Origin of the sequence: Pseudomonas sp. (genome assembly GCF_030683065.1) — a bacterium.
Lineage (GTDB): Bacteria > Pseudomonadota > Gammaproteobacteria > Pseudomonadales > Pseudomonadaceae > Aquipseudomonas.
In genome coordinates this window covers 1-17,125 of the sequence record NZ_JAUXMX010000006.1, presented here as the reverse complement: position 1 = coordinate 17,125, position 17,125 = coordinate 1, and the positions used below count along the sequence as shown (strand labels likewise).

The following is a 17,125-nucleotide window of genomic DNA, read 5'->3' as shown; positions in this document are numbered from 1 at the left end:
CTGGAACACCTGCTTTGCCAAATCGACACCAATTCGCTTAAATTTCATGGTGACTCCTCCCTTCGTGACTTTTGTTTTGACAACTCTAGTCTGGCGCATAGACGCCGTAGGAGGGGGGAGTCCATTTCATTGGGCTACGGGTGGGTGCATGGCTACGACAGGCGCCCAGAGATGGCCGCTTAAGTGAACAGCATTGCGCCTGTGCGGGGCTTCTTGTTTATGGCTTCGGCTTACAGCAGTTCGACCGCCACTGCCGTGGCTTCGCCGCCACCGATGCACAGCGTCGCGATGCCGCGTTTGCCGCCAGTATTTTTCAGGGCATTGATCAGGGTCAGGATGATCCGTGAGCCGGTCGAGCCAATCGGATGGCCCTGGGCACAGGCGCCGCCATAAATGTTGACCTTGGCGTGATCCAGGCCGTGTTCGCGCATGGCCAGCATGGTGACCATGGCGAAAGCTTCGTTGATCTCGAACAGATCGACATCGTCCTTGCTCCAGCCGGTTTTTTTCAACAGGTTGCTGATGGCGCCGACCGGGGCGATGGTGAACTCGCTTGGGTCCTGGCTCTGGGTGGCATGGCCGACGATCCTGGCGAGTGGCTTGAGGTCACGCTCGGCGGCAGCCTCGGCGGTCATCAGCAGTAGCGCAGAAGCGCCGTCGGAGATCGAGCTGGCGTTAGCAGCCGTAATGGTGCCGTTCTTGCTGAACGCTGGTTTCAGGCCTGGGATCTTCTCCAAGTTGGCGTTCAACGGCTGCTCGTCGTCCTTCACCACGATTTCGCCTTTGCGCGTGCTGATGCTGATCGGCACGATTTCAGCGGTCAGCAAGCCGGCGGCGATGGCCGCCTGGGCCCGTTGCAGCGACTCGATGGCATAGGCGTCCATCGCCTCGCGGGTTATGCCGTATTGATCTGCGGTTTCCTGGGCGAAGGAACCCATCAAGCGACCTGAACGGGCGTCTTCCAGGCCGTCGAGGAACATATGGTCCTTGATCTCGCCGTGGCCCATGCGCAGGCCGCTGCGGGCCTTCTCGATCAGGTAGGGGGCGTTGGACATGCTTTCCATGCCGCCGGCGATCATCACCTGGTTGCTGCCAGCCTTGAGCAGGTCGTGGGCCAGCATCACGGCCTTCATGCCCGAGCCGCAGAGCTTGTTGATCGTGGTGCAGCCGCTAGCGCTGGACAGGCCGGCTTTCAGTGCTGCCTGACGCGCTGGGCCTTGCTTGAGGCCGGCGGGCAGTACGCAGCCCATGATCACTTCTTCCACGTCAGCAGCGTCGATACCGGCGCGGGCGACTGCTGCGCGGATTGCGGCTGCGCCCAAGTCCGTCGCGCAAACGCTGGACAGGCAACCCTGGAAGCCGCCCATCGGGGTGCGGGCGCCGCTGACGATGACGATATCTGGCATTGCAGTAGCCTCTATGTGCTGGTTTGTATTGATAAGGTCGCTTTTCGACCTGATGTAATGGTCGATTCTATCGTGTGACCCGAAGCGATAAAAAGGTCACTTGGCAAATCATTCTTTTGGCTGATTTGCCCGCCTGGTAAGCGCTCTAGAGTCTCTTCACGCTAAAAATAATATCCTGCAGACAGGTACTCCTCATGTTGCAAACCCGCATCATCCCGCCCGCGGCGAACGCCTACCAATATCCGCTGCTGATCAAGCGTTTGCTGCTTTCCGGCGTGCGCTATGAAAAAACCCGTGAAATCGTCTATCGCGACACCTTGCGCTATAGCTACGCGACCTTCAATGAGCGGGTTGCACGGCTGGCTAATGCGCTGACGACAGCCGGGGTCAAAGCCGGTGATACCGTGGCAGTGATGGACTGGGACAGCCATCGCTACCTTGAATGCATGTTCGCCATTCCCATGCTCGGCGCGGTGCTGCACACCATCAATATTCGCCTGTCGCCGGAGCAGATTCTTTACACCATGAACCACGCCGAGGACAAGTTCGTCCTGGTCAACAGTGAGTTCGTGCCCCTCTACAACGGCATCGCTGCGCAACTGACCACGGTCGAGAAAACCCTGCTGCTGACCGATGCTGAGGAAAAAACCGCCGAACTACCGGGCCTGGCCGGTGAGTACGAGCAGTTGCTGGCAGCTGCCAGCCCACGTTATGACTTCGCCGACTTCGACGAAAACTCGGTGGCCACCACCTTCTACACCACCGGTACCACCGGCAATCCCAAGGGCGTGTATTTCACCCATCGGCAACTGGTGCTGCACACCATGGCAGCGGCCAGTGTGCTGGGTAGCCTCGACAGCGTGCGCCTGCTGGGCACCAACGATGTCTACATGCCGATTACCCCAATGTTCCACGTGCATGCATGGGGCATGCCCTACGCGGCCACCATGCTGGGGATCAAGCAGGTATATCCAGGGCGCTACGAGCCGGAGTTGCTGTGCAAGCTGATCAAGGATGAGAACGTCAGCTTTTCCCACTGTGTGCCGACCATTCTGCAAATGCTGCTCAGCACCCCGAGCGCCCAAGGCCATGACTTCGACGGGCTGAAGATGATTATCGGCGGCAGTGCGTTGAACCGCGCGCTCTACGATGCGGCCAAGGCGCGTGGTATCCAGCTGACGGCGGCCTATGGCATGTCGGAAACCTGCCCGCTGATCTCCTGCGCGCACATCAACGACGAGTTGCTGGCTGGCAGTGAAGATGAGCAGATTACCTACCGGATCAAGGCCGGGGTGCCAGTGCCTCTGGTCGAGGCGGCGATCATGAGTGCCGATGGCAGCATGCTGCCGGCGGACGGTGAGTCCCAGGGCGAGTTGGTGCTGCGCTCGCCGTGGCTGACCCAGGGCTATTTCCGCGAACCGGAGAAAGGCCAGGAGCTCTGGGAGCACGGCTGGTTGCATACCGGCGACGTGGCGACCATCGATGGCATGGGCTTTATCGAAATTCGTGACCGCATCAAGGATGTGATCAAGACCGGTGGCGAGTGGATCTCCTCACTGGAACTGGAAGACCTGATCAGTCGTCATCCGGCCGTGCGTGAAGTGGCCGTGGTGGGTGTGGCGGATCCGCAGTGGGGCGAGCGGCCCTTTGCCTTGCTGGTGCTACGCGATGAACAGGCGCTGGATGCCAAGGGCCTCAAGGACCACCTCAAGCCTTATGTCGAACAGGGTCATATCAACAAGTGGGCCATCCCCTCGCAGATTGCGCTTGTTACTGAAATTCCCAAGACCAGTGTCGGCAAGCTGGACAAGAAGCGCATTCGCCTGGACATCGCCCAATGGCAGGCGGCTGGCTGCGCGTTTCTCTCGACCGTATGAGGTGGCTGGTGATACCTCAAATAAATGACTGCTCAGTCAAACAAGCGTTTGGCTTGCTAAATACTGTTTTCAAGCCATTCTAGGCTTGTAGCGGGTCGGGCTAGTCCGCTGAAACCTGCGAGCCAGAGTGCCTGGGGAGGCTGCAAATCACACTTTCGAGGGATCAAGCAGTCACACCCTCTGGCTATAGTCCGCACCATCCATAACAAAAAAGTACATGGAGTAGCGTCGATGACAAAAGCAAAGAAAACCTGGCGCCTGGCAAAACTGCCGTTGGCCGTCAGCCTCGCATCCACCCTCGCCACACCGGCATTCGGCGTGAATTTCAATATTGGCGAGATCGAAGGTCAATTCGATTCGTCGCTGTCAGTGGGGGCCAGCTGGTCGGTCAAGGGCGCTGACAAAGACCTCATCGGTAAGAACAACGGTGGCGATGGCCTGTCGCAGACCTCTGATGATGGTCATTTGAATTTCAAGAAAGGCGAAACCTTCTCGAAAATCTTCAAGGGTGTGCACGACCTCGAATTGAAGTACGGCGATACCGGCGTTTTTGTACGCGGCAAGTATTGGTATGACTTTGAACTGAAGGACGAAAATCGTCAGTTTAAAGACATCAGTGACAGCAACCGTAAAGAAGGTGCTCAGGCCTCTGGTGCGCAAATTCTCGATGCATTTGTTTACCACAACTACGAGCTTCTGGATCAGCCAGGTTCCGTACGTTTAGGTAAGCAGGTAGTGAGTTGGGGGGAAAGCACTTTCATCCAGAACAGCATCAACTCGATTAATCCGGTGGACGCAGCGGCATTCCGTCGTCCCGGTGCGGAGGTCAAGGAAGGCTTGATTCCGGTCAATATGTTTTATGTGGCACAGAGTTTGACGGACAATCTGTCGGCCGAAGCGTTTTATCAGCTTGAGTGGGATCAGACGGTAGTCGACAACTGCGGTACTTTCTTCTCGCAGGCGGATATTGTTGCTGATGGTTGCAATAATAATTTGAATGTTTTGACTACACCGTCTGCTGCTCAGCTAGCCGGTATTAATGCTGGTATTGCTGGCGCTCCTGGATTCTTGGGCGTTAACGCGATTTCTGGTACAAGCGAAGGCATTATCGTGCCTCGTGGTGGTGACCGTGATGCACGCGATAGCGGGCAGTTTGGTGTCGCTCTGCGGTACTTCTCGCAACCGCTGGACACCGAGTTTGGTGCCTACGTGATGAATTATCACAGCCGTACACCAATTTTTAGTGCCACAGCAGCTGGGCCGGGTGTTTATACAGCTGCCCCAGGTTTTGGTGCGGCGGCACCGTTGGTGGTAGCGGGTAACTCACAATATTTCATGGAATATCCAGAGGATATTCGTCTCTATGGCTTGAGCTTCTCGACCACGTTGCCTACTGGTACCTCTTGGGCCGGTGAGTTGAGCTACCGTCCGAACGCGCCCGTGCAGTTCAACTCGACTGACGTTCTGTATAGCGGTGTAAAACTGCTCGGTGGTGCGTTTGCCAATGCCTCCGTTCTTAATGGCACCGCGGGTCAAGACCTGCACGGCTATAACCGCAAAGAAATAACCCAGTTCCAAACCACGTTTACTCATTTCTTTGATCAGGTTATGGGCGCTTCTCGCCTCACCCTGGTCGGTGAAATTGGTATAGCGCACATTGGTGGTCTGGAAAATACCGATGACGTCCGTTACGGCCGTGATCCTGTATTTGGCCCAGGGCCGTTGCCACCCACTCAAGTCGCTCCAGGCGTGTTTCGTGAAACTTGTTCGCAAATTCTCAACGGAAATTCGGGTAAGAACGTGCGCCGCTATTGTGAAGATGATGGCTTCGCTACCAGTACTTCCTGGGGCTACCGCGCTCGCGCCATTTGGGACTACCCAGATTTCTTTGCTGGCGTAAACCTCAAGCCAAGCGTTGCCTGGTCGCATGACGTGGATGGTTATGGCCCGAATGGTTTGTTCACTGAAGGTGCCAAGGCTGTAAGTCTGGCTCTGGATGCTGAATACCAGAATACTTACACCGCCGGTCTTTCCTACACCGACTTCTTTGACGGCAAATACAACACCTCCACTGACCGCGACTTCGTTGCACTCAGCTTTGGTATGAACTTCTAAGCGCACAGGAATTTTGAGGAAGACTCTGTATATGAAAACAACAAAAAGTCTGTTGCAAACCGGCGCGCTGACCCTTTCGCTGCTGGCCTGCAGCGTTATGGCTGCCGTGTCGCCAGAGGAGGCTGCCAAGCTGGGTACCACGCTGACGCCAGTGGGTGCCGAGATGGCAGGTAATGCGGACGGCTCGATTCCGGCCTGGACCGGTGGTCTGCCTAAAAATGCGGGTGCTGTAGACGCTGGTGGCTTCCTGGCTGATCCGTTCCCGAACGAGCAGCCGCTGTTCACCATCACTGCGGCCAACGCGGAACAGTACAAAGACAAGTTGACCCCCGGTCAGCTGGCGTTGTTCAAGCGTTATCCAGAAAGCTACAAGATCCCGGTGTTCCCGACCCATCGCTCGGCCAGCATGCCTGACTTCGTGATGGAAGCGTCCAAGCGCAATGCGCTCAACACCCGTATGGTTGAGGGCGGCAACGGCCTGGAGAATTTCGAGCAGGCTAACCCGTTCCCAATTCCGAAGGATGGTCTGGAAGCTATCTGGAACCACATCACCCGCTACCGCGGCGGCAGCGTCAAGCGTCTGGTAACCCAGGCGACTCCGCAGCCGAACGGCTCCTACAGCCTGGTTTACTTCCAGGATGAGTTCACCTTCCGCGGTGCACTGAAGGATGCTGATACCAGCAAGCCAAGCAACGTGCTGTTCTACTTCAAGCAACGGGTAACTGCACCGTCGCGTCTGGCCGGTAACGTGCTGCTGGTGCACGAAACCCTCAACCAGGTGAAGGAGCCGCGTCTGGCGTGGTTGTACAACGCCGGTCAACGTCGCGTACGTCGTGCACCGCAGGTGTCCTATGACGGGCCGGGTACTGCTGCCGATGGTCTGCGCACTTCCGACAACTTTGACATGTTCAACGGTGCACCTGACCGCTACGAGTGGAAGCTGAACGGTAAGAAGGAAATCTACATTCCTTACAACACCTACCGTCTGGATTCGCCGCAGCTGAAGTACAGCGAAATCGTCAAGCCGGGTCATATCAATCAGGATCTGTCCCGTTACGAGTTGCACCGGGTATGGCATGTGACTGCGACCCTGAAAGCAGGCGAGCGTCATATCTATGCCAAGCGTGACTTCTACCTCGACGAAGACACCTGGCAAGCCGCGCAAATCGACCATTACGACGGTCGCGGTACCCTGTGGCGTGTAGCTGAGGCCCATGCCCAGTACTACTACGACAAGCAAGTGCCGTGGTACACCCTGGAAACCTTGTATGACCTGCAGTCCGGTCGTTACCTGGCCCTGGGTATGAAGAACGAGGAGAAGCAATCCTACGAGTTCGACTACCCGGCAAAAGAAAGCGATTACACCCCGGCTGCACTGCGTCAGGCTGGCGTTCGTTAATAGCTCTTGATGTAACAATGAAAGCCGGCCCTTGGGCCGGCTTTCTTGTTTTGGTGGTTTCAAAAAATTCGCTTAACTGGCCGGCCGATCACAGCCGCGTGTCTACGTCGCCAGCTAACGCAGAGAGGCGCAATGCCGTGCACTCAATTTTGGCGAGCGGCAGTTTGTAGATCCTATGTTCATATGCAAGGTCTGCGGCATATCAGGGTGGATGACGCTCTATCCATCCACCAATAGCGATGGTGGATGAAAAGGCCTCAGCTACGCGCCCCGAACCACCCTACACCGCTCTCGTAGCCTGGATGAAATCCGGGGAAATCTTGCGCCTACAAAGCACTCCTTGAGTGCATCCGGTCTAGCAGAGCTGTGCAGGGCGATCTTTTGTGGGAGGGGGCTCGGCCGCGAACGGGGTAAACTGCGGTTTTGCGGCGATGTTGTGGCTTTGCCGGTTAGGCTACCCACGTCGCTTAACATCGCCCATACGAACTGGCCCAGGCTGAACCCGGATTGGGTGCCTGGGTAATGATTTGTTTCAGTGCACACATCCAGGCTTCAATTCCCGTGGTTAAGTCGATAGTCTGCTGAGCGTTCGTGCTTGAACTGGCAATTACTTAAAAAGAGCCGGGTGATGACCGATCTGACGCATAGAGCGCCTGTAGTCCGCGATGCCGTTCCTTTGGGCGACAGTCGTTTTTTCCGTCCGCCACTGCCATCCAGTCATGTGCCGCGGCAGCGTCTGTGCGAGCGGCTGGCCGAAGGGTTGGCGGGGCGCCTGCTGCTGGTCAGTGCTCCGGCGGGTTTTGGTAAAAGCTCGCTGGCCAGTGAGTTCTGTCAGGCACTCCCTGGCCACTGGCACAGTCTGTGGCTGGGCCTTAGCTCGCGGGATAGTGATCCGGGACGTTTTCTCGAGCGCATGCTGGCCGGTCTGCAGCAGTTCTATCCGGGGCTTGGCGAGGATGCTCAGGCTTTGCTGCGCATGCGTCAACGGCACCAACCCTTCGCCTTCGAAGAGTGGCTCGATGGTTTGCTCGACGAACTGGGCGAGCGCCTCGTACCGACAGCGCCGTTGTTGCTGGTGCTGGATGACTATCACCTGGCTCAAGGTGCGGTGCTCGACCGCTGCCTGCAGTTTCTGCTCAATCATCTGCCTGAGGGGCTGGTCATTCTGGTGACCAGCCGTCAGCGGCCCGACTGGCACCTGGCTCGCCTGCGCCTGTCACGCCAGTTGCTGGAGTTGCAGGAACAGGACCTACGCTTGACTGAGGACGAGACTCGCTCGCTACTCGGCAGCCAGGGCGCCCAGTTCAGTGAGCCGGTTCTGGAAGAGTGGCGTCAGCGCAGCGAGGGCTGGGTGGCCGGCTTGCGGCTGTGGATGTTGACTCGTCAGCAGGCTGATGATGACAGCCCTGAGCGCGTCCCCCAGGGGGATGAGGGGTTGGTCCGTGAGTATTTGCTGGAGGAGGTGATCGAGCAGCAGTCGGCCGAGGTGCAGAGCTTTTTGTTCGACACGGCCTGCCTTGATCGTTTCAGTGTTGAGTTGTGTGATGCCTTGCGCGAGCAGCATGACAGCGCGGCGATTATTCAGCACTTGCAGACCCACCAGGTCTTTCTGGTCCCGCTGGACGAGCAAGGCAACTGGTTTCGCTACCACCACCTGTTCTCCGATCTGTTGCGCTCGCGTCCAGCTACTCAGCGCAGTCAGTCCCAGGCCGCCTTGCATTTGCGTGCCTGTCGCTGGTTCAGCAGTCAGGGCCTGCACGAGGAGGCGGTCGATCAGGCGTTGCGCGCTGGTCAGCCCGAGGTGGCGGCCAACCTGGTGCAGAACCTGTCGGAGGAACAATTGCTTGGCGAGCAGAATGTTGCGCGCCTGCTGCGTTGGAAGATGGACTTGCCCGACAGCCTGTTGGCCAGCACACCGCGCCTGCTGGTGTTGTACAGCTGGGCGTTGGCATTAGCCTGCCAGCTGGATGCGGCCGAAGAGTTGATCCAGAAGTTGGGGCGTTTTCTTCCCGCTCCTGACGCGCAGGAACATGAGGATCTGTTGGCTCAATGGCTGGCCCTGTCCGGCATCATCGCCCGCGGTCGTGGCCAGGTGCCTGAGGCGGAGCGCTATTGCAGCGAGGCCCTGGCCTTGCTTAGCGCCAAGCGCTGCGGTCCGCGGCTGATGTGCCTGTTTACTCTGGCCAATCTGGCGATGACCAAGGGCGACTTGTGGCGTGCGCGGGGGCTCAATCGTGAGGCGCTGGAATTGGCGCAGCGGGTCGATAACCCCTTGTTCGAGGGCCTGGCGCATGCCGAACGGGCGCGTGTGCTGCATGCGCGCGGTGAGGTTCAGCGCGCCATGGTCGAGGTTCGCCTGGGTTTGCATCGGTTGCAGGGGCTATCGACTCAGCGGGTATATTCGGTGCGTGCTCGGCTCAATCTTTACGAGGGCTATCTGCTCAGTGTGTCGCTTGAAACCCAGGCCGCGCGCACCAAGTTGCTGGCCGGGATTGGTGAGGCGCGTGCCTGTCGCGATATCAGTCTGCTGGTGGGCTATTGCGTACTGGCCGGGGTCGAGGGACGCGAAGGGCGTCTGAGTGAGGCCTTCGCCCAGTTGGCTGAAGCCGAGCGGCTGATGCATGCCTGGGATGTGCCCTCTATTTACTACCTGGCGATGATCACGGTGCTCAAGTGCGAGCTGTGGTTGTCTCAGGGGCAGTTGGAGTTGGCCGAAGTCTGGCTGCAGCGGCTGGCCGAGACCTATTGCGGCGAATCGCCTGGCGCGGCCCCCGAGTTCCATCCGCAGCTGGCCTTGCATATCGAGTTGCAGCAAGCTGCGCTGGAACGTTTGCAGGGCCGCCTGGAAATTGCCGAGCGGCGCCTGCGTGCGCTCAGTCAATGCGCCCAGTCTGCATCAGGCCAATTGTTCGTGGTGGCTGCGCAGGTGCAATTGGCCTTGCTGCTCAAAGCATCAGGGCGCGACCGTGAGGCCGTCAGCTGGCTGGTCAGCAGCCTGGAAGCGGCGCAAGGGGGGGCTTTGCTGCCTTACCAGGAATTGTTCGTGCATCAGCCGCAATGGCTGCGCGAGCAACTGCTGGCGCGCCCCGATTGCGCGGTGGCGGTCAGGTTGCTCAAGTATCTGCCGCAGAATAAGGGAGTGGCGCTGCCCAAGCTTGATAACCAGTTGACCGAGGCTTTGAGTTCGCGTGAGTTGGCAGTATTGCAACTGATCGCCCAGGGTTGTTCGAATCAGGAAATCAGCGAACAGCTATTCATCTCGCTGCACACGGTGAAGACCCATGCCCGTCATATAAACAGCAAACTGGGCGTCGAGCGGCGTACTCAGGCAGTGGCGCGGGCCAAGGATCTAGGGCTGTTGCGTTGAGGGATGTGTAATCGCTGAATTTCCCCGGATTGCATCCGGGCTACCAGAGCTGGCGAGGGCGGATGACGCCTTTCTCATCATCACCGCTATTAGTGGATGGATAACGTTTCATCCACCCTGCGATTTCGCAGGGGCTTTAGACAAACAAAAGACCTACAAAAATGCCGCTCACCTAAACCAGGTGAGCGGCATTTTGTCTGCTGCGTGCTAATCAGCCCGCGTTTGTTGTGCTACGCGGTGCAACCGGTTGGTTGTCGTTGGAAATCGTGACCTCGACCCGGCGGTTCATCGACCGGCCAGATGGGGTGTCATTTCCCGACACCGGGTATTCCTTGCCATAACCCTGGGTGGTGATGCGCTCTGGGCCAACGCCCATTTTCACCAGCGCCATGCGAACCGAATTGGCGCGCAGTTGCGACAGGCTCAGGTTGTATGCGGCGGAGCCGGTGCTGTCGGTGTAGCCCTCGACGATCACCTTACGCTCCGGACTTTGCTGGAGGAACTGAGCGAGTTTGTTGATGTTGTTCATGCCGCCGGGTTTCAGTTCCGAGCGGTTCAGATCGAACAGCACATCACCGAAGGTTACCAGCGTGCCGCGTTCAGTCTTTTTGGCGTTCAGGCTGTCTTGCAGCTCCTTGATTTGTGCATCACGCGCACCGATTTGCGCGTCACGTGCATTCAGACGAGCGTTGGCACGTTCGGCGGATGCTTTGCCCAGGTTCTGTTCGGCGCTGCGCAAGGCGATGGTTTGCTTGGCAACTTCGACGCGCTGGTTGGTCAGGTAGGCCAGTTGATCGACCGTCTGCTCATTTTCGCTGGCACGGTAGGCTTGTTCGGCCTTGTCCAGCATCTCGCTGGCACCCTTGGTCTCCAGTGCGGCGACCTTACTGGCTTGCGGGTCTGACTGCAGCGTGGAGAAATTGCTGCGTGCATTCTCCAGGTTGACGTTGGGCTGCGAGGAGCACGCGGCCAGGCCGACGCTCAATGCCAGTAGGGCGGGAATCATTACTTGAGTACGCATATTCGGGTAATCCTTTATCTGTTGGCGGAGGTCTGTTCAGCGTGCTGGGCAGTAGGTGTTAAAGGCTGCTGCCACGCATGCTTTCCTCGCGCATTTCCTCAACGCCCTGGCGGGCATCTTTCAGGGCCTTCTCGGCTTTGGCTGTCTGGGATTTACGTTCTGCCAGACGAGCATCCCACTCGGCCTGTTCGGCTAGGCGTTTAGCTTCTTCATAGTTATGGTCATACATTTGCTGCTCGGCTTGCTTGAGCTTGTCTTGGGCCGATTTCATTTCTACCGCAGCGAACTCGGTACCGCCGGCAGTGACTGCAGAGTTTATGGCCGAGGTGGTCACGGCGAGCTGCTCGTTAGGTGGATTCCCGGCGCAACCGGCCAGCAACAGACTGCCGCCGATGGCGAGGGCAGCGAGCGTCCAGGTTGACCGGCGAGTACGTTGTTGCTGTGCAGGGGCGATGATCATGGTGTTCAGTTCCATTGGAAATTTCCTTGCGTGCAGTGGTTCCCATGATGGTCACCAGCCAGCGTTTTGACTGAGGGAGCGGACGCATTTGGATAAGGCGAAACACGCCATCACCAGCGACCAATCGCCAGAACGCTACGAAACTTTGAGTGCGGTTATAAAAAATCGTTCAAAAAAAACAACAAAGATAATCATGTGAGTCGCGATGGCTGCTTTTTCTATGGTGATGCCCCTGTTACGTGTCGCATAAGCGGAGGCACTTTTTGAAGAGCGGATTTGCCCGCTAAAAACGTCTAAATGCCCGAAAAAATTAGTGGCATGCGCGGAATTTCATGCGGCCGCTCCTACTGGAAGATGTCCACTCCGCGGGGCTATACAGCAGTTGGCTGGGGCATGGTCTTGTCTATGGGGTGTTCATTTTTATTAACGGTTTGCGCGCGTGTACACCGCGCAGATGCTGGGGCCTGCGGTTCGCTCAGCGGGGTGCTTAGCAACTGAAAAATAGGCAGCGTCAGCGCCAGGCTGCCTATCGACTCACGGCCGTTCCTGCTGGTGCCAGCAAGCGCTTCTGGCCCTCGTTAGCAGGCGGGGATTTTCTGCCTGCGTCGAGGTGCATTAAGCGCCGGGCAAACAATCCTGCTGACGAGTCTGCAGCTTCTTAGTCTGGCGGAGCCTGGGCGAACTCCCGGGAGCGGTTCCCTGCATTTTGCAGGTACTTTGAGGTCGGTGATGCCTTTAGCTTTTGAGGCGGTTGCCCGCACATCAGGCAATCAGGCGACCCGTGCGGGCGCTAATGCCGCGGCGTCAGTGCCCGCACGGGTAGAGCTATCAGCTATTGCACGTTGAACACTTTGAGCAGGAAGGCATATTCCAGCGCCACATCCCTGAGCGCCTGGTAGCGTCCACTCATGCCGCCGTGGCCGGCATCGAGGTCGGTCTTGAGCAGCAGCAGGTTGCTGTCGGTCTTGCTGGCGCGCAGCTTGGCTACCCACTTGGCGGCTTCCCAGTACTGCACGCGACTGTCGTTGTAGCCGGCTACAGCAAGGAGCGATGGGTAGGCTTGGGCTTTGACGTTCTCGTAGGGCGCATAGCTTTTGATCCGCTCGAAGACCTCGGGTTGATGTGGGTCGCCCCATTCGTCGTATTCGGTGACGGTCAGTGGCAGATCGGGGTTCTGCATGGTGTTAAGCACGTCGACGAAGGGCACCTCGGCAATGGCTGCTGCGAATAACTCGGGGCGCTGGTTGAGCACTGCACCGATCAGCAGGCCGCCAGCGCTGCCGCCGCTAATGGCGAGTTGAGCCGGGCTGGTGTAACCACTAGTGACAAGGTGTTCAGCGCAGGCGATGAAGTCGCTGAAGGTATTCTGTTTATGCTCCAGCTTACCGGCGCGGTACCAGGCTTCGCCCAGCTCACCGCCGCCGCGCACATGGGCGATGGCAAAGACGAAGCCGCGCTCCAGCAGGCTCAGGCGCGCGTGGGAGAACCAGGGGTCTAGGCTTTCACCGTAGGCGCCGTAACCATAGAGGTAGAGCGGGGCGGGTTGCCCGGCTTGCAGCACCTCACGCTTGGCCACCAGGCTGATTGGCACCTGGGTGCCGTCTGGCGCTGTGGCCCAGAGGCGCTGGCTTAGGTAATCGTCGGCGTTGAACGGGCCGAGTACCGGGGTTTCCTTGAGCACTTGCTGGGCGCCGTCGACGAGGGTCAGTTGGCGGATCTGCGCTGGGCGGTTGAGCGCTTCGTAACGCAGGCGAATCACCTTGCTTGCGAACTCCAGAGTGTCTTGCACGTAAAGGCTGTAAGCAGCATCAGGCAGGTTCACTCGGTAGCTTTGCTGGCCGTGGGCGTGTACCTCGATGATCGGCAAACCGCCCTCGCGCAGGCTGAGGACCAGCGCACTGTCGTTCAGGCTCACGCCTTCGAGCATCACCTGCGGGTCATGGCCGCGCAGCTCGACCCAGCGCTCGCGGGTCGGGGCGTCTGCTCCTGTCACGCAGTACAGGGCGAAGTTGATTCCGCTCTGGTTGCTGCGGATCAGCCAGGCCCAGTCGCCATCGACCTTGCCGTGGTCGACGTAATATTCGTGGCCTTCCTCGCGTGGCGCCAGGCAGGCGAACACCGCTTGCGGCGTGTCCGCATCCAGCACCCAGGCCTCGCTGGTGGTCTTGCTGCCCAGCAGCAGCACCAGCTGGCGCTCGGAGCTGGCGCGGTAGCAGTTGAGAAAGAAGCGCCCATCGGCCTCATGGAATACCAGTTCGGCAGAGTCACTGCCGAGGCGATGGCGGTACAGCTTGTGCGGGCGATGGCAGTCGTCCAGCTCCCCGAAGAACAGGGTCTGGCTGTCGTTGGCCCACGTCATGCTGCCGTCGCAGTCGGCGAACGGCAGTTGGCTGATGGCACCGGTGGCCAGTTCCTTGACGAACAGCTGGTAAACCTCATCGCCGCTGGTGTCCAGGCTGTAGGCCAGACGCTGGTGGTCTTGGCTGACACTAAAGGTGCCAAGCGAAATAAAGCCGCCATCTGCCAGGGCGTTGGGGTCGAGCAGCAACTGCTCGGCGGGCTCATCGACGTCGAGTGAGCCGTCGGCCGGGCGCGGGCAACGGAAGTGGCGCGGGTATTCGTCGCCAGCAGTGGTGCGTTGGTAATACAGCCAGGGACCCCAAGGCGAAGCCAGCGACAGGTCGGTCTCGCGGATACGGCCCTTGATCTCCTGAAACAGCGTCTCGCGCAACTCGCGTTGCTCGGCCAGTTCAGCTTCCAGGTAGGTGTTTTCTGCCTTGAGGTATTCGAGCACGTCCTCGCTGTCGCGTTTCTCCAGCCAGCTGTAAGGGTCGGCAGCGTTCGTGGTGCGGGCGATGGGTGCGAGGGGCATCTGGTAACTCCAATTCTGTTCGGTCGGCAGTCGGGCCGCGGAAAAGCCGTTATCATAAGCCGCACTGCGCCAGCAGGCCGCTGAAAAATGCAGCCTTCACTGGCTGACGGCATCAGCCGTCCAGCCTTGTCATGTTTAGAGATCTGCGCTTTATGACTGAGAACGACTATTTACTTGCCTGGGGCGCCTATGCCGTCGCCGCTTTGGGTTGCCTGCTGGTGTGGTTCCGCGTGACCCGCTGGATGTGGCGTTATCTGCGCGAGCCCCTGCGTTTGCTGGCGGCGGTACTGCTGTTCAGCCCCACCGTTGTCGATCCTGCCAACGAAGAGGTGTTAGCTCCGGCGATTGCCATCACCGCGCTGGACCTGTTGTTGAATGTGGGTACCAGTGTCTGGCGCGCAGTCGCCGATCTGGCCCTGTATGGCCTGATCGCATTCGCCCTGTATGTGCTGTTTGTCGCTATTCGCTGGCCCCTGGAACGCTGGTGGCAGCGCCGTCGTGACGCGCAACCAGAACCGGATGCTGAACCTGCGCCGACCCTGCGCGAGATCATGCAGCGTGAGGACATCGATAGCCGCCCTGCCCAGGCTGGCGATCGCCGTTTACGCGTCGAACCGCGACTTTAAGCAGATTTCTAGTAGCTGGATGACTGGCGTCACCCCCTATAGATTTACGGATTTCAGGGATCAAGATCGTAGGATGTGTTGAGCGTAGCGATACCCATCAAGTGAGTGATGCCTGTACTCGGTGGCATGGCCACTATCGCTGATGGGTTACGGCGTGTTTGCTCTTGTGGCAACAGGCCTATTTGCATGCGCCTAACCCATCCTACGGACGACAGAACTACGGACTTCGGGGATCACAGCAGGGTGGTGTTGAGGGTAGCAATACCCGTCAAGGCGCCAGCAGGTTCAGCGCCATGATGGGTGCTGCCGCGCATCACCCAGGCGGCTAATCCATCCGACGGGCCTGGAGTCGCTGTCGCGACGCTGCTCGATATTTTCACAACCTCTGAGTCGAGAGCTGTAACCATGTGTGAATTGCTCGGCATGAGTGCCAATGTGCCCACTGATATCGTGTTCAGTTTTACCGGGTTGATGCGCCGCGGTGGCGACACCGGGCCGCACCGTGACGGCTGGGGTATCGGTTTCTATGAAGGGCGCGGCCTGCGTCTGTTCCAGGAGCCACGCGCGAGTAGCGAGTCGCAAGTGGCGCAGTTGGTGCAGCGTTACCCGATCAAGAGCGAAGTAGTAATCGGCCATATTCGCCAAGCCAATGTGGGCAAAGTCAGTCTGGCCAATACCCATCCGTTTGTGCGCGAGCTGTGGGGGCGTAACTGGTGTTTCGCACACAATGGCCAGCTAGCGGAGTTTTCTCCGGCGCCGAGCTTTTATCGACCGGTTGGTGACACCGACAGTGAGGCGGCTTTTTGCGATCTGCTCAACGGTCTGCGCCAGGCATTCCCGGAGCCGGTGGCGGTTGAGCTGTTCTTGCCCAGCCTGGTGGCTGCCTGTGTGGCCTATCGTCAATACGGCGTTTTCAACTGTCTGCTCAGTAATGGGGACTGGTTGTTCAGCTTCTGCTCGACCAAGCTGGCACACATCACTCGGCGTGCGCCCTTTGGCCCTGCGCAGTTGAAGGATGTCGACGTGCGAGTGGACTTCCAGGCCGAGACCACCCCTAACGATGTGGTGACGGTGCTGGCCACCGAACCCTTGACCGATAACGAACGTTGGAACCTCTATTGCCCCGGCGAATGGCGCCTGTGGCGCGGCGGTGAGTGTGTGGCCCAGGGTTTGACTGACTGAGCAAACGGGTATCTTGGATTCAGGGAGAGGGGCTATGTTCAGAAGTTATCTACGCTTGGCGCTGTTTGCCTTGGGCCTGTTGGTCGGGGTGCAGGCGCCGGGCTTTATTGCCGATTACAGCAAGCGCGTCGACGCGCATCGGCTGGAGTCAGAGCAGGGTCTGAAGAGTTTTCGCGACACCGCCAAGCGTTTTTTCAATGGCGATCTGCACGCGCTAGTGAATCACTATGAGGCCAGTGACGACCCGGTGATGCGCAGCGATGCGCAGAGTGTGGGTTATCTGGTCGACCGCGCCAGCTACCTCGAGCTGGAGTGGCAGGCCATGCAACAACCGTGGTACGGCCAGGTCTGGCACCTGGCGACCGCCGCCGATCGTGAACTGATGGACGAGACCTACAACGCCTACCGTTACCAAGTACTGCTGGCGCCAGAAGCTATCGCCTGGGGGCTGGTGTGTGCCTTGCTGCTGGCCTGGCTGGTGGAAAGCCTGTTGTTGCTGATCGGTTTGCTGCTCGGCGGCGGCCGCACCCGGGATGTGCAGCGCAGGCATTGGCGTTAGACGCTGACGCATCGCCGTAAACCCCAGCACCGTAGCCCGGATAAGCCTTGGGGCCATCCGGGAGCGGTTGAGCAGGCGATCAATCTCCCGGATTTGATCCGTATATGGACTCCCCCCGTTTTGCCAGTGATACGCTCTTCAAACGAACCTAGGTACGACTGCTTCCGTATATCCGGCTTCTAATTAAGGCATTAGGTGCCTTGAGCCATAATGAAAATCCGCTCATGTGCTCCTGATCGGG

At 58.7% G+C, this 17,125-nt stretch carries 11 protein-coding genes; 7 read left to right on the top strand and 4 right to left on the bottom strand.

Going from position 1 to position 17,125, the window contains the following annotated elements; all coding sequences use genetic code 11:
* Positions 1-230: 230 nt before the first annotated feature.
* Positions 231-1,406 carry an acetyl-CoA C-acyltransferase gene (locus Q8K09_RS01050; RefSeq protein WP_305253108.1) on the bottom strand — a complete coding sequence of 392 codons (1,176 nt, stop codon included), beginning with the start codon at positions 1,404-1,406 and terminating at the stop codon, positions 231-233.
* 194 nt (positions 1,407-1,600) lie between these two features.
* Here Q8K09_RS01050 and Q8K09_RS01045 point away from each other — a divergent pair, with 194 nt between their 5' ends.
* The 4 genes from Q8K09_RS01045 (at position 1,601) to Q8K09_RS01030 (ending at position 10,164) form a co-directional block, all read left to right on the top strand.
* Complete coding sequence (locus Q8K09_RS01045) at positions 1,601-3,283, top strand: fatty acid--CoA ligase (RefSeq protein WP_305253106.1); 1,683 nt, start codon at positions 1,601-1,603, stop codon at positions 3,281-3,283.
* Between the two features lie 231 nt (positions 3,284-3,514).
* Positions 3,515-5,398, top strand: a complete 1,884-nt coding sequence (locus Q8K09_RS01040) for a DUF1302 domain-containing protein (RefSeq protein ID WP_305253104.1) — start codon at positions 3,515-3,517, stop codon at positions 5,396-5,398.
* Between the two features lie 31 nt (positions 5,399-5,429).
* Positions 5,430-6,797: a DUF1329 domain-containing protein gene (locus tag Q8K09_RS01035; RefSeq protein ID WP_305253102.1), complete on the top strand. Its 1,368-nt coding sequence runs from the start codon at positions 5,430-5,432 to the stop codon at positions 6,795-6,797.
* Between the two features lie 628 nt (positions 6,798-7,425).
* Positions 7,426-10,164, top strand: coding sequence for a LuxR C-terminal-related transcriptional regulator (locus Q8K09_RS01030; protein ID WP_305253100.1), 2,739 nt, complete (start codon positions 7,426-7,428; stop codon positions 10,162-10,164).
* A 211-nt stretch (positions 10,165-10,375) separates the two neighbouring features.
* Here the strand turns inward: Q8K09_RS01030 and Q8K09_RS01025 are convergent, their stop codons facing one another.
* From Q8K09_RS01025 to Q8K09_RS01015, 3 genes are all read right to left on the bottom strand, one after another.
* The gene (locus Q8K09_RS01025) at positions 10,376-11,185 is read right to left on the bottom strand and encodes an OmpA family protein (RefSeq protein ID WP_305253097.1); all 810 of its coding nucleotides are present in this window, start codon (positions 11,183-11,185) and stop codon (positions 10,376-10,378) included.
* 58 nt (positions 11,186-11,243) lie between these two features.
* Positions 11,244-11,660: a DUF4398 domain-containing protein gene (locus tag Q8K09_RS01020; protein WP_305253095.1), complete on the bottom strand. Its 417-nt coding sequence runs from the start codon at positions 11,658-11,660 to the stop codon at positions 11,244-11,246.
* Between the two features lie 817 nt (positions 11,661-12,477).
* Positions 12,478-14,517 carry a S9 family peptidase gene (locus Q8K09_RS01015; RefSeq protein ID WP_305253093.1) on the bottom strand — a complete coding sequence of 680 codons (2,040 nt, stop codon included), beginning with the start codon at positions 14,515-14,517 and terminating at the stop codon, positions 12,478-12,480.
* Positions 14,518-14,669: 152 nt separating this feature from the next.
* On the opposite strand from Q8K09_RS01015, the gene Q8K09_RS01010 reads away from it, so the two are divergent.
* The 3 genes from Q8K09_RS01010 to Q8K09_RS01000 all read left to right on the top strand — a co-directional run bounded on the left by Q8K09_RS01010 (position 14,670) and on the right by Q8K09_RS01000 (position 16,884).
* Positions 14,670-15,143, top strand: a complete 474-nt coding sequence (locus Q8K09_RS01010) for an MFS transporter (RefSeq protein WP_305253091.1) — start codon at positions 14,670-14,672, stop codon at positions 15,141-15,143.
* 405 nt (positions 15,144-15,548) lie between these two features.
* Positions 15,549-16,325 (top strand): class II glutamine amidotransferase, encoded by a 777-nt coding sequence (locus tag Q8K09_RS01005; protein ID WP_305253089.1) that lies wholly within the window; start codon positions 15,549-15,551, stop codon positions 16,323-16,325.
* Positions 16,326-16,359: 34 nt separating this feature from the next.
* Positions 16,360-16,884, top strand: a complete 525-nt coding sequence (locus Q8K09_RS01000) for a DUF2937 family protein (RefSeq protein ID WP_305253088.1) — start codon at positions 16,360-16,362, stop codon at positions 16,882-16,884.
* Positions 16,885-17,125 lie beyond the last annotated feature (241 nt).

What these genes read in the sequence shown, in the direction of transcription:
- Q8K09_RS01035 (WP_305253102.1), top strand. Translation starts at nt 5,430, where the DNA reads ATGAAAACAACAAAAAGTCTGTTGCAAACCGGCGCGCTGACCCTTTCG.
- Q8K09_RS01040 (WP_305253104.1), top strand. Translation starts at nt 3,515, where the DNA reads ATGACAAAAGCAAAGAAAACCTGGCGCCTGGCAAAACTGCCGTTGGCC.
- Q8K09_RS01020 (WP_305253095.1), bottom strand. Translation starts at nt 11,660, where the DNA reads ATGGAACTGAACACCATGATCATCGCCCCTGCACAGCAACAACGTACT.
- Q8K09_RS01005 (WP_305253089.1), top strand. Translation starts at nt 15,549, where the DNA reads ATGTGTGAATTGCTCGGCATGAGTGCCAATGTGCCCACTGATATCGTG.
- Q8K09_RS01045 (WP_305253106.1), top strand. Translation starts at nt 1,601, where the DNA reads ATGTTGCAAACCCGCATCATCCCGCCCGCGGCGAACGCCTACCAATAT.
- Q8K09_RS01030 (WP_305253100.1), top strand. Translation starts at nt 7,426, where the DNA reads ATGACCGATCTGACGCATAGAGCGCCTGTAGTCCGCGATGCCGTTCCT.
- Q8K09_RS01010 (WP_305253091.1), top strand. Translation starts at nt 14,670, where the DNA reads ATGACTGAGAACGACTATTTACTTGCCTGGGGCGCCTATGCCGTCGCC.
- Q8K09_RS01025 (WP_305253097.1), bottom strand. Translation starts at nt 11,185, where the DNA reads ATGCGTACTCAAGTAATGATTCCCGCCCTACTGGCATTGAGCGTCGGC.
- Q8K09_RS01000 (WP_305253088.1), top strand. Translation starts at nt 16,360, where the DNA reads ATGTTCAGAAGTTATCTACGCTTGGCGCTGTTTGCCTTGGGCCTGTTG.
- Q8K09_RS01015 (WP_305253093.1), bottom strand. Translation starts at nt 14,517, where the DNA reads ATGCCCCTCGCACCCATCGCCCGCACCACGAACGCTGCCGACCCTTAC.
- Q8K09_RS01050 (WP_305253108.1), bottom strand. Translation starts at nt 1,406, where the DNA reads ATGCCAGATATCGTCATCGTCAGCGGCGCCCGCACCCCGATGGGCGGC.